This window comes from Pseudomonas sp. GW821-FHT07G10, from assembly GCF_059418545.1.
Map to the genome: position 1 here is coordinate 178851 of NZ_JBWKQB010000005.1, position 12763 is coordinate 191613.

Sequence of the window (12763 nt, forward strand, 5' to 3'; positions counted from 1 at the left end):
CGGTATAACCGGCGCCGCTATCCTTTTGACTTATGCGGCAGCGGCGCAAACAACGCTTCAATATCCTCGCTTTGCAATTTCCAGTCCCCGGTCTTGCGTCCATCCAGCACTCCCGCCGCCAGGTCGGATTTTTCCTTTTGTAGATGCTGAATCTTCTCTTCGACGGTTCCGCGAGCAATCATCTTGTAGACGAATACCGGCTTCTCCTGACCGATGCGATAGGCGCGGTCGGTGGCCTGGTTTTCGGTGGCCGGGTTCCACCACGGATCATAGTGGATGACGGTGTCGGCCTCGGTCAGGTTCAAGCCCACACCACCGGCCTTCAGGCTGATCAGGAAGATTTGCAGCTTGCCACTCTGAAATGCCTTCACCGGCGTGCGTCGATCCCGGGTTTGTCCGGTCAACAGTGCATAGGCGATGCCGCGGCGTTTCAGTTCCTCTTCGATCAGGGACAGCATCGAGGTGAATTGCGAAAACAGTAAAATGCGTCGACCCTCTTCGAAAAGCTCCTCGAGCATTTCCATCAAGCTGTCGAGTTTGCCGGACGAGCTGCCGCGCGCTGGTGGGGCCTCATTGACCAGTCGCAAATCACAGCAGACCTGACGCAGTTTGAGCAGCGCCTCGAGGATGATGATCTGGCTGCGGGCAAGGCCTTTGCGGGTGATCTCGTCGCGGACTTTTTTATCCATGGCCAGGCGCATGGTTTCATAGACGTCACGCTGCGCTTCGTTGAGCTCGACCCAGTGGATGATCTCGGTTTTCGGCGGCAGTTCGGTGGCGACCTGTTCTTTGGTCCGGCGCAACAGAAAGGGTTTGATCCGGCCATTGAGATGCTGCAGCCGTACTTCACTGGCACGCTTTTCGATCGGCACGCGGTAATCGCGATTGAAGGTCTTCACGTCGCCGAGCCAACCGGGCAACAGGAAGTGAAACAGCGACCACAGTTCGCCTAAATGATTTTCCAGTGGTGTACCGCTCAAGCACAGGCGTTGCCGGGCATTGAGCTCGCGCGCGGCATGGGCAGCCTTGCTGTTGGGGTTCTTGATGTATTGTGCTTCATCAAGGATCAGAACATGCAGCGGCAGGGCGGCGAGACGCTCAACATCCTTGGGCAGCAGCGCATAAGTGGTCAGGATCAGGTCGTAATCCGTCAACTCGTCGAAGTGCTTTTTGCGCCCGGCACCGTACAACGCCAGAATTTTGAGTTGCGGGGTGAAGTGCGCCGCCTCATCAAGCCAGTTGGGGATCAGGCTGGTGGGCATCACCACCATGCATGGCCGGTCCAGGCGTCCCGCGTTCTTCTCGCTCAGCACATGGGCCAGGGTTTGCAGAGTCTTGCCCAGCCCCATGTCGTCCGCGAGGATCCCGCCGACTTCCAGTTGCCGCAGCGACTGCATCCAGCTCAAACCTTCCAGCTGATAATGCCGTAGTGTGGCGTTCAGTCCGTCGGGTGCGGTCGTTGTGTAGTCTTTGATGTCCCGCAGACGCTGGGCGAAGGTGCGGATGTGGTCGCCGCCTTCCCAGAGCAGCGGCAATTCCTCCAGTGGGTTCAGGCGCGTTGCATCGGCGCTGCTCAAGCGCAGGGTGGTTGTGCCGGGCTCTTGCAGATAAAACTCGCCAAGGGTCGCCAGCACCGGCTTCAAACGGCCGAACGGCAGGGCTACCTGTAATGGGCCGTGCTCGGAGTTGGGGCGATTGGGGATGTTCACCAGAATCAGCTCGTCGTCGCGGCGTTTGGCAAGCCGTTCCGGGTTGAGCAATTCGGTGTGCGAGCGCATCAGATTGAGCAGGATTGGCAGCAGGCTCAGCCGCTCGCCATTGACGATAATTCCCAGCTCAAGGTCGAACCAGTCCCGCTCAGGTGCTTCTTCAACTGTGGCATACCAGTCATCGACGGCCGTCAGATCAAAGCCGAAGTCCTCATCGATCTGCAGCTCCCAGCCTTGGCTGCGCAGCTTTGGCAGCTCATTGAGGGTGAAGGTCAGCCAGGCGCTGTCGTTGACCATCTCAAACAGTTCGCCGGCGCTTTCCGGGAGTGCCTTGCTTTGTCGGGTAGCGATCTTGAAACCCAGGATTCGAAGCTGTTCGCGATAGGCGTTTTCGACTTCGGGATGGCGTTTGATCCGCAGTGTTTGCTGCTCCTGGCGAATCAGGATGTCAGAATTCTTCTGGCCGCTGACGTATTCATCCAGATAGCTGAAAGAGAGGGCGGCACGATGCTGGATGTAGCGCTGCATTTTGCCGTTGCGCGGCTCGAAGGCGCTGAATTCAATGCTCGCCAGCCACAGCCGCGGAACCGGTTGCACGTTATCCACTAACAGTTGTGGCAAGGCGGCCGGGCTACGGTTTTCCAGAACGGCCTGAAGCTTTTCCAGCAGTTCGGCATCTTGTGCGGCGGCCGGGTAAGCGAGGGTTTCCTGCACTTGCAGCAACACCGCCGCGCAGTGCTTGCAGTTGCTGCGGACCGGGCAGGTGCAGGTGGCATCGACCATCAGCAAGGTGCCTTTGGCTGACTCGCGCAAGCGAATGGTCTGACGGTAAACGTTGCCACCTGAGCCTTCGCAACTGGCGGTGATCGTACTGTCGCCGGCCTGGATGATTCTGGCGCGCTTTTCCAGGGCGTAGCGGCGTCCACGCTCCAGGCTTTGTTCTTTGAATCGACTGACCCAGGAAGGTGCCAGAGGTTTGGTCAGGGTCGGAGACATAGGGACTTCAATCAGTCCGGAATTTCAAGAGGGATTGGTGGCTTGGCCGGCGCCGAAAGCGAAGTGATCTTGATCAGCAGGCCCAGATGCCCGTTGTCCAGAAAGTTGAGTTGGCCATTTTTGGTGTGGCTGTTCTGCTTCAGTTGTTCGCTGGCGGTCACCAGGCCGTTGCTGTCGATCTGATTGATCCAGAACTCCGCGTCGACGTCAGTGAAACGTCCCAGTTTCAGGTTAAGCGTGCCCTCGATCGGGAATTGGCCGTATTGCTCCTTGCCAGCGCTGACCGCGATTTTGCTTGGCTCATCGTCCAGTTTTTGTTGCCAGGTTTTATGCAGCAGCACCGTGTAATCGCTGTTCGCCGCGAGCTTGGAGGCTTCGCTGTTGAGACTTGGCGAGCGTTCGTCTTGCGGTGCGATGCGCTGGGCGCCAGCTGCCCAGTCTTCCGGTGCGGCTCGGCTGGCGATCGCCGGCACTGCGTTCTGGCGGATCAGGATCATTTCAACCAGATACAGGTTGTCGGCAAACGCCATGGGTGCGACCAGTGCCAGAAGCAAGGTCAGTGAGCGAAACAGGCGCATTCGGCGTCCTTCAAGCAGTTTTCGGAATGAGGCGCTCGAACAGCGCCTCCAATGTATTGAAACGCTCTTGCGCAGTTTCCATCGGCACCATGAATTTGAACAGCGTGGCGCCTTCGAATTTGTAGCGGTTGGGTTGGCCCTGGATCAGCTTGATCAGCACCAGTGGGTCGACCGGAGTTTGCGCCGCGAACTCGATACGACCGCCTTGCGGGCCGCCGTCGACCTTTTTGATGCCGAGCTGTTCGGCCTGCAGTTTGAGCAGGGTCAGGCGCACCAGATTCTTGGTCGGCTCCGGGAGCAGGCCGAAGCGGTCGATCATTTCCACTTGCAGATCTTTCAGGCCTTCTTCGTCGGTGGCTGAGGCGATGCGCTTGTAGAGAATCAGCCGCGCGTGGACGTCGGGCAGATAGTCTTCGGGAATCAACGCAGGCAAGCGCAGGTTGATTTCCGGGCCGCCGCCTAGCGGTTGATCGAGGTTTGGCTGTTCACCCTTGCGAATGGCTTTGACCGCACGCTCGAGCATTTCCATATACAGCGTAAAGCCGACCGCTTGAATCTGGCCGCTCTGACCGTCGCCGAGCAATTCGCCGGCACCGCGAATTTCCAGGTCATTGGTGGCAAGCACGAAGCCTGCGCCGAGATCCTGGGTGTTGGCGATGGCTTCCAGGCGCTTTTCCGCGTCCGGAGTGATTTGCTGGCGTGGTGGTGTCAGCAAGTAGGCGTAAGCCTGGTGGTGACTGCGACCGACCCGGCCGCGCAGCTGATGCAATTGAGCCAGACCGAATTTGTCGGCGCGCTCGATGATGATGGTGTTGGCGCTTGGCACGTCGATACCGGTCTCGATGATGGTCGAGGCGATCAGGACGTTGAAGCGCTTGTGATAGAAGTCGCTCATCACTTGTTCGAGTTCGCGTTCACGCATCTGCCCGTGGCCGATGCCGATCCGTGCCTCCGGCACCAGCTCGGCGAGGTCGGCGGCGCATTTCTCGATAGTCTTCACGTCGTTGTGCAGGTAATAGACCTGGCCACCACGCAGCAGCTCGCGGAGCAGGGCTTCCTTGACTGTGCTCTTGTTCTGCTCCATGACGAAGGTACGTACCGACAGGCGACGGGCCGGCGGGGTGGCGATGATCGACAGATCGCGCATGCCCGACACGGCCATGTTCAGCGTTCGCGGAATCGGCGTGGCGGTCAGGGTCAGGATGTCGACCTCACTGCGCAGGGCCTTGAGCTGTTCCTTCTGACGGACACCAAAACGGTGCTCTTCGTCGATGATCACCAGCCCGAGGTTTTTGATCTTCACGTCGTCTTGCAGCAGCTTGTGCGTGCCGATGACGATGTCGATCTTGCCTTCGGCGAGGTCGGCGACCGCGGCGTTCACTTCCTTGGTCGACTTGAACCGGCTCATCACTTCCACGCTCACCGGCCAGTCGGCGAAGCGGTCGCGGAAGCTGTTGTAGTGCTGTTGGGCGAGCAGGGTGGTCGGCACCAGGATCGCTACCTGACGACCGCCGTGCACGGCGATGAATGCCGCGCGCATCGCCACTTCAGTCTTGCCGAAGCCCACGTCACCGCAGACCAGGCGATCCATGGGTTTGGGGGCGAGCATATCGGCGCGTACCGCGTCGATGGTGGTTTGCTGGTCCAGGGTTTCTTCGAACGGGAAACCGGCACTGAAGGTGACGTAATCGGCTTTCGGGTCGGCGAAGGCGTAACCCTCGCGCGCCGCGCGACGGGCATAGATGTCGAGCAGTTCGGCAGCCACGTCACGTACTTGCTCGGCGGCTTTGCGTTTGGCTTTCTGCCAGGTTTCCGAGCCCAAGCGGTGCAACGGGGCCAGGGCGTCGTCGCTGCCGGTGTAGCGGGCGATCAAATGCAGGTTGGCTACCGGCACGTAGAGCTTGGCACCTTCGGCGTAGGCGAGGGTCAGGAATTCGGCGATCTGATTATCGATTTCCAGCGTCGCAAGGCCCAGGTAGCGGCCGACGCCGTGATCGATATGCACGACCGGCGCACCGTCACGCAGCTCGGTGAGGTTCTTGATGACCGCGTCGTTGTTGCCGTCGGCGCGTTTTTCCCGGCGGCGACGCTGCATCACGCGCTGACCGAACAGCGGGCTTTCGGCAATCAGCGCCAGTGAAGGATCATCCAGCACCAAGCCTTCGTCCAGCGGTGCGATAGTGATTGCCAAGCGATGTTTACTGGCGACAAAGTCCGGCCAGTTGTCGACGGTTTTCGGGCGCAGCTTCAGCCGTTCAAGCAGCTCCAGCAACACTTCGCGGCGACCGGCGGATTCGGCGGTAAACAACACGCGGCCGGGGAACTCATCAAGGAAGCCGGCCAGCGCTGCCAATGGCTGATTGGCCTTGGCTTCGATAGCAAGATTGGGCAATGGCTGGGCCTGGAAGCGTTCGCGGCCGACTCCGGTTTCTATGTCCTGCTGGCTGGCGACGACGCGCGGCCAGTTTTTCAGGCGCGCAAAGCAGTCTTCCACCGGCAGGAACAGCTCGGCCGGTGGCAGCAATGGGCGCGACGGATCGACGCGACGCTCTTCGTAGCGGTTGCGCACATCGTTCCAGAAATTCTCGGCGGCCTGTTCGATGCCCGGCAGGGAAAACACCTGGGTGTCCTGGGGCAAATAGTCGAACAGGGTCGAGGTTTCGTCGAAGAACAGCGGCAGGTAGTACTCGATACCGGCCGGAGTAATGCCGCTACTCAGGTCCTGAAAGATCGGGCAGCGACGGAAGTCGACATCGAAACGCTCCCGGAAGCGCGCCTTGAAGCGCGTGACCGCATCCTTTTGCAGCGGAAACTCCCGCGCCGGCAGCAGCCGCACCGATTCGACCTTGTCGATGGAACGCTGGTTTTCCGGGTCAAAGGTGCGCAGGGTCTCGATTTCGTCATCGAACAAGTCGATGCGGTAGGGCAGTTTGCTGCCCATCGGGAACAAGTCGATCAGTGCTCCGCGGACCGCAAACTCGCCGTGCTCGTACACGGTATCGACGCAGCGGTAGCCACTGGCTTCCAGTCGTGTACGCATCTGCTCGACATCGAGCTTCTGGCCGATATCCAGTACCAGGCTGCTGCCGAGCAGGAATTTGGTCGGCGCCAGGCGATGTAGGGCCGTAGTGATCGGCACTACCAAAACGCCATGACTGAGCTCCGGCAACCGATACAGGCTGGCGATGCGCTGGGAAATGATGTCCTGATGCGGCGAAAACAGGTCGTATGGCAGGGTTTCCCAGTCCGGGAAATGCAGGACCGGCAAATCAGGCGCGAAGAAACTCAGCTCCTGTTCCAGCCGTTCGGCACTTTGGCTGTCGGCGGTCAGTAACAGGGTGAAGCGCTTGGCAGCGCTGGCAGCCTCGGCAATGGCCAGGCTCAGGGCGGCACCGGGCAGGTTGCCCCAGTGCTGTTTACCTGCGGCGGCAGGGAGTAGCGGTAGACGCAGAACGGGCACGGAAGGTTCAGCTCCAAGCGTTGCGACAAAGTCGACAATTGTAGCGGGCGAAGGTGCCAGCTGTCAGTTGCAGACTGCCAAACGAAGGGCGAAAACCACGTCACGACAGGCGCGCATTGATCCGGCGGTGAGTCGGCGGCATAATGTAGCCCCTTTTTTCTGCCCCTACATGTGGAAGGTTCCCGTGACTCAGAAGCCCGACCAGTGTCTTGGTGAATGGATCGATCGTGAAGCGCTCGCTGAGGCGATGATTCCGCTTATCGGTCAGCTTTACCGCAATAACAACGTGGTGAGTTCGATCTATGGCCGCAGCCTGATCAATCGTTCAGTCATCGCGATTCTCAAAGCTCACCGCTTTGCTCGCCATCGCCAGTCCGACGACAGCGAATTGTCCGTCCACGAAACTTTCCCGCTGCTCAAAGCGATGAGCGAGCTCAAGCTCGGCGCCGCTTCGGTAGACCTGGGCAAGCTGGCCGTCAAGTTCAAGACCGAAGGCAATGGCCGTACTGCCGAGCAGTTCGTCCGTGACGAATTGGCCGATGTGGTTGGCAAGCAAAATGGTTCCGGGCGTAAAGGCACTGACGTTGTGCTGTACGGCTTCGGTCGTATCGGCCGTCTGCTGGCGCGCATCCTGATCGAAAAAACCGGTGGTGGCGACGGCCTGCGTCTGCGCGCCATCGTTGTCCGCAAGGGCGCCGAGAACGATCTGGTCAAGCGTGCCAGCCTGCTGCGTCGTGACTCGGTTCATGGTCCGTTCGATGGCACCATCACTATTGATGAAGCCAACAACACCATCACCGCCAACGGCAACCTGATCCAGGTGATCTACGCGAAGAACCCTACTGAAGTGGATTACACCCAGTACGGCATCAACAATGCACTGCTGGTGGACAACACCGGCGTATGGCGTGACGCCGAGGGTCTGGGTCAGCACCTGTCCTGCCCGGGTATCGACCGCGTTGTTCTGACCGCGCCAGGCAAAGGCAAGCTGAAGAACATCGTGCACGGTATCAACCATGCCGAAATCACTGCTGACGACAAGATCGTTTCCGCCGCTTCCTGCACCACCAACGCCATTGTGCCGGTGCTCAAGGCCGTCAACGACAAGTTCGGCATCGTCAACGGTCACGTTGAAACGGTTCACTCGTACACCAACGACCAGAACCTGATCGACAACTTCCACAAAGGCGATCGCCGTGGTCGTAGCGCCGCGTTGAACATGGTAATCACCGAGACCGGTGCTGCCACCGCCGCTGCCAAGGCACTGCCTGAGCTGGCTGGCAAGTTGACCGGTAACGCGATCCGCGTTCCGACGCCAAACGTGTCGATGGCCATTCTCAACCTCAACCTTGAGAAAGCCAGCACCCGCGAAGAGATGAACGAGTACCTGCGCTACATGGCGCTGCACTCCGATCTGCATAAGCAAATCGACTTCGTCAACTCGCAGGAAGTGGTTTCCACCGACTTCGTTGGCTCGCGTCACGCCGGCGTGGTGGATGCTGAAGCGACCATCTGCAACGATAACCGCGTTGTTCTGTACGTTTGGTACGACAACGAATTCGGTTACAGCTGCCAGGTAGTCCGCGTGATGGAAGACATGGCCGGTGTAAACCCGCCAGCGTTCCCGCGCTAAGCGATTGCACAAACAAAAACGCCCCGACTTGTCGGGGCGTTTTTGTTTGTGCGGGTTGCTTGGGGTTGAGATCGTCTGATCTGGCGTCTCGCGGGCAAGCCTCGCTCCTACAGGATTTGCGCAACCCATGCAGGAGCGAGGCTTGCCCGCGATCGATCTGTCAGGCGCCGCCGACTACAGACGCTTGCGCGGTGCGCAGCGCATGCTTGTTGCCACGGAACAACACCAGCGTTGCGACCAACCCAAGAACCGCTGCACCACTGAGCCAGATTCCCGGTGCCGCTTTGTTGCCCAGAACATGGATCAGGTAGGTGCACGCCGCTGGCGTGAATCCGCCGAAGGTCGCAGTCGCCAGGCTGTAGGCCAGGGAGAAGCCGGTCGTGCGCACTTCAACCGGCATGATTTCGGTCAGGGCTACCACCATGGCGCCGTTATACGAGCCATAAAGGAATGACAGCCACAACTCGACGATCAGCAAGTGGCTGAAGCTCGGGTTGGCCACCAGCCAGGACAGCGCCGGATAAGCCGTCAGCAGAGCCAGGATGGTCGCCGCCAACAGTAGCGGTTTGCGGCCGATCTTGTCGGAAAGCGCCCCCATGACTGGCAGCCAGAAGAAGTTCGATAGACCGATACAGACCGTGACCAGCAGCGCGTCCAGGTCCGACAGGTTCAGCTCGGCTTTGCCGAAGGTCGGGGTGTAGGCGGTAATCAGATAGAACGACACAGTGGTCATCACTACCAGCGCCATGCCACCTAGCACCAGTCCAAAGTTCTGACTGATCGAGCGAACAATGTCCTTTAGGGTCGGGCGATGTTGGCGTGCCTGGAACTCCGGAGTTTCTTCCAGCGAACGACGAATCACGAAGATGACCGGCACGATCATGCAGCCGATCAGGAACGGCACGCGCCAGCCCCAATCGCCCATTTGATCCGGGCTCAGCCAGTGGTTCAGGCCCACGCCGAGCAGACCGGCGAATACCACCGCGGCTTGTTGGCTCGCGGATTGCCAGCTGACGAAAAAGCCTTTGCGGCCCACAGTAGCGATTTCTGCCAGATACACCGACACGCCGCCCAGTTCCACGCCGGCCGAGAAGCCTTGCAGCAGTCGACCGAACAATACGATCAGTGGCGCGGCGAGGCCCAGTGTGGCGTAACCCGGCACACAGGCAATCAGCACGGTGCCCGCGGCCATCAGTGCGAGGGTGATAATCAAGCCTTTGCGGCGGCCATGGCGGTCGATGTAGGCGCCGAGGAAAATTGCACCCAGTGGGCGCATCAGGAAGCCGGCCCCGAAGGTGGCCAGCGACAGCATCAATGACGCAAAAGCGCTATCGGCAGGGAAGAAGGTTTTAGCGATGGCCGTGGCGTAAAAGCCGTAGACCATGAAGTCGAACATCTCGAGAAAGTTGCCGCTGACAACGCGAAAAATCGCTTTGCCTTTGCCCGTATTCGAGGACATTTTAAGGTGCTCACTTTTGGCTGTCTTATTTGGAATCCCTGGTCTTGACGCTTCCTTTTGCCGAAGTCGGGCATTCGCCGTCCCATCGAACAGTTTGTAACAATATGTGTATCCATGGAGGGAGGCAACAAATAGTTAGCTTGCTGCTTAAACGATAAAGCCACTTAAATGAGTTGATTAAAACGGGTTTAGCCTAAGCATCGTCTGGCGCAGGTGGGTATCTGTCGCATAATGCCCGGCCCTGAGAGGTGTGTATTTGCAGGGAGAGTCAATTCTCGGGAGGTGCAGGATTGTTGCGCAAGAGCCGAATGCAGGTCGTCAGTCTTTTTGTGGTACTCGGCACGTTGTCGGGCTGTGGCAATGGCGACTCGCTGGAAAGTTTCGGCGGTCCGACCATGGGCAGTACCTATTCAATCAAATACGTGCGCCACAAGGGCGTCCCCGGGCCAGCCGAGGTCCAGCCGCAGGTCGAGAGGATCCTGGCCGAGGTCGATCAGCAGATGTCGACCTACCGCGGCGACTCGGACATCGAGCGCTTCAACGATTTGCCGGCGAACAGTTGTCAGCGAATGCCTGCGTCGATCCTGCAGTTGGTGCGTGTCGGCGAGCAGCTGTCGGTTACAAGCGATGGTTCGTATGATCTGACGGTGGAGCCGCTGATGAACCTGTGGGGCTTTGGTCCGCAAGCCCGCGAGGAGAAAGTCCCAAGTATCGAAGCGCTGGCTCGGGTCCGGCAGCGGGTAGGCCATGCTCATTTGCGAATCGAGGGTGATCAACTGTGCAAGGATGCGCCGGTCGAGGTCGACTTCAACAGCATTGCCGCCGGTTATACCGTGGACCGGATCGCCGCGAAGCTGACAGCCATGGGCATCGACAGCTACCTGGCTGAAGCCACAGGCGAACTCAAGGCTGTCGGTAAAAAGCTCGACGGCTCGCCCTGGCGGATCGCTCTGGAAGAGCCTCGGGACGATCAGCAAGTGGCTGAGCGGGTGATCGCGGTGGATGGTTACGGTGTTTCCACCTCTGGCGACTATCGTAATTACTTCGAGCAGGATGGGCGGCGTTATTCCCACACCTTCGACGCCCGTACCGGCGCACCGATCGATCACGCTCTGGCGTCAGTGACGGTGATTCATCCTTCGACGTTGATGGCCGATGGCTTGTCGACACTGCTGCTGATTCTTGGCCCTCAACGAGGTTGGGAATACGCAGAAAAAAATGATATCGGTTCATTTTTTGTGATTCGTACCGATACAGGTTTTGTCACGCGTACCAGTCAGGCTTTTGATCGTCTGGTTGCCGGTAAAACCGAGTAATGGCGGTGGTGTCCGTGATTCGCGATAGCGATTTAGTGCAGGCAAAAGTAGCCTACGACGCGACCAAGGGTTAATGTGCGCGGCGTTGACGCTTCTATAGACTGTGTCCGGATTCGTAACCGACCCAAATTGTTCCTTCATGCCGCCGGCCGCGGCATGATTTAGCCGGAGACGCCAGAGTGGTGTCTCGGCCTGTTCTGAGGAGTACGCATGGCTGTCTACAACTACGACGTGGTGGTGCTGGGTTCCGGCCCTGCTGGAGAAGGTGCGGCAATGAACGCCGCCAAAGCAGGGCGCAAGGTGGCGATGGTCGATAGTCGTCGCCAGGTCGGCGGCAACTGCACCCACCTGGGGACCATCCCGTCCAAGGCTTTGCGTCACTCGGTACGGCAGATCATGCAGTTCAACACCAACCCGATGTTCCGGGCCATTGGTGAGCCGCGTTGGTTCTCTTTCCCTGACGTACTCAAGAGTGCGGAAAAGGTCATCTCCAAGCAGGTTGCTTCGCGTACCGGCTATTACGCGCGCAATCGGGTTGACCTGTTCTTCGGCACAGGCAGCTTCGCCGACGAGCAGACGGTCGAAGTGGTGTGCGCCAACGGCGTGGTCGAAAAACTGGTGGCCAAGCAGATCATCATTGCCACCGGCTCGCGCCCGTATCGTCCGGCCGACATCGATTTCCACCACCCGCGTATCTACGATAGCGACACCATCCTGAGCCTGGGTCACACGCCGCGCAAACTCATCGTTTACGGCGCCGGGGTAATTGGTTGCGAATACGCCTCGATCTTCAGTGGCCTGGGTGTGCTGGTAGAGCTGGTGGATAACCGCGAGCAGCTGCTCAGTTTCCTGGATTCCGAGATTTCCCAGGCGCTGAGTTACCACTTCAGCAACAACAACATCACTGTGCGCCACAACGAAGATTACGATCGGGTCGAAGGCGTGGACAACGGCGTGATCCTGCACCTCAAATCCGGCAAGAAGATCAAGGCCGACGCCTTGCTCTGGTGCAACGGTCGCACTGGCAACACCGATCAGCTGGGCCTGGAAAATATCGGGATCAAGGTCAACAGCCGTGGCCAGATCGAAGTGGACCAGACCTATCGCACCTGTGTGGCGAACATCTACGGTGCTGGCGACGTGATCGGCTGGCCGAGCCTGGCCAGTGCCGCCCATGACCAGGGGCGTTCGGCAGCCGGCAGCATTGTCGATAATGGCAGCTGGCGCTTCGTCAACGATGTGCCGACCGGTATCTACACCATTCCGGAGATCAGCTCGATCGGCAAGAACGAGCAAGAGTTGACCCAGGCCAAAGTGCCTTACGAAGTGGGCAAGGCGTTCTTCAAGAGCATGGCGCGCGCGCAGATCGCCGGTGAGCCCCAGGGCATGCTCAAGATCCTCTTCCACCGCGAAACCCTGGAGATCCTCGGGGTGCACTGCTTCGGCTATCAAGCTTCCGAGATCGTCCACATCGGTCAGGCGATCATGAACCAGAAGGGTGAGGCCAACAGCCTCAAGTACTTCGTCAACACCACGTTCAACTACCCGACCATGGCCGAAGCCTATCGGGTCGCGGCTTACGACGGCCTCAACCGGCTTTTTTAAGCGGCTC

At 59.1% G+C, this 12763-nt stretch carries 7 protein-coding genes; 3 read left to right on the plus strand and 4 right to left on the minus strand.

From position 1 onward, the window contains the following. Positions 1 to 17: 17 nt before the first annotated feature. From AC07O1_RS09765 to mfd, 3 genes are read right to left on the minus strand one after another with little or no spacing between them, the layout of a single operon-like run. On the minus strand, positions 18 to 2705 hold the full coding sequence (locus AC07O1_RS09765; RefSeq protein ID WP_495088633.1) for a DEAD/DEAH box helicase: 2688 nt from the start codon (positions 2703 to 2705) through the stop codon (positions 18 to 20). A gap of 11 nt (positions 2706 to 2716) precedes the next feature. Then, positions 2717 to 3283, minus strand: coding sequence for a CsiV family protein (locus AC07O1_RS09770; RefSeq protein ID WP_495088634.1), 567 nt, complete (start codon positions 3281 to 3283; stop codon positions 2717 to 2719). A gap of 10 nt (positions 3284 to 3293) precedes the next feature. Further along, positions 3294 to 6743 (minus strand): transcription-repair coupling factor, encoded by a 3450-nt coding sequence (mfd, locus tag AC07O1_RS09775; RefSeq protein ID WP_495088635.1) that lies wholly within the window; start codon positions 6741 to 6743, stop codon positions 3294 to 3296. Between the two features lie 169 nt (positions 6744 to 6912). Here mfd and AC07O1_RS09780 point away from each other — a divergent pair, with 169 nt between their 5' ends. Beyond that, positions 6913 to 8376, plus strand: coding sequence for a glyceraldehyde-3-phosphate dehydrogenase (locus AC07O1_RS09780; RefSeq protein ID WP_495088636.1), 1464 nt, complete (start codon positions 6913 to 6915; stop codon positions 8374 to 8376). Between the two features lie 160 nt (positions 8377 to 8536). Here the strand turns inward: AC07O1_RS09780 and AC07O1_RS09785 are convergent, their stop codons facing one another. Beyond that, positions 8537 to 9835 carry an MFS transporter gene (locus tag AC07O1_RS09785; RefSeq protein WP_495088637.1) on the minus strand — a complete coding sequence of 433 codons (1299 nt, stop codon included), beginning with the start codon at positions 9833 to 9835 and terminating at the stop codon, positions 8537 to 8539. 308 nt (positions 9836 to 10143) lie between these two features. On the opposite strand from AC07O1_RS09785, the gene AC07O1_RS09790 reads away from it, so the two are divergent. Together AC07O1_RS09790 and sthA are read left to right on the plus strand one after the other, a co-directional pair. Continuing rightward, a complete protein-coding gene (locus AC07O1_RS09790; RefSeq protein WP_495088638.1) occupies positions 10144 to 11151 on the plus strand; it encodes an FAD:protein FMN transferase in 1008 nt (335 codons plus the stop codon). 210 nt (positions 11152 to 11361) lie between these two features. Next, the gene (gene sthA, locus AC07O1_RS09795) at positions 11362 to 12756 is read left to right on the plus strand and encodes a Si-specific NAD(P)(+) transhydrogenase (RefSeq protein ID WP_494992293.1); all 1395 of its coding nucleotides are present in this window, start codon (positions 11362 to 11364) and stop codon (positions 12754 to 12756) included. Positions 12757 to 12763 lie beyond the last annotated feature (7 nt).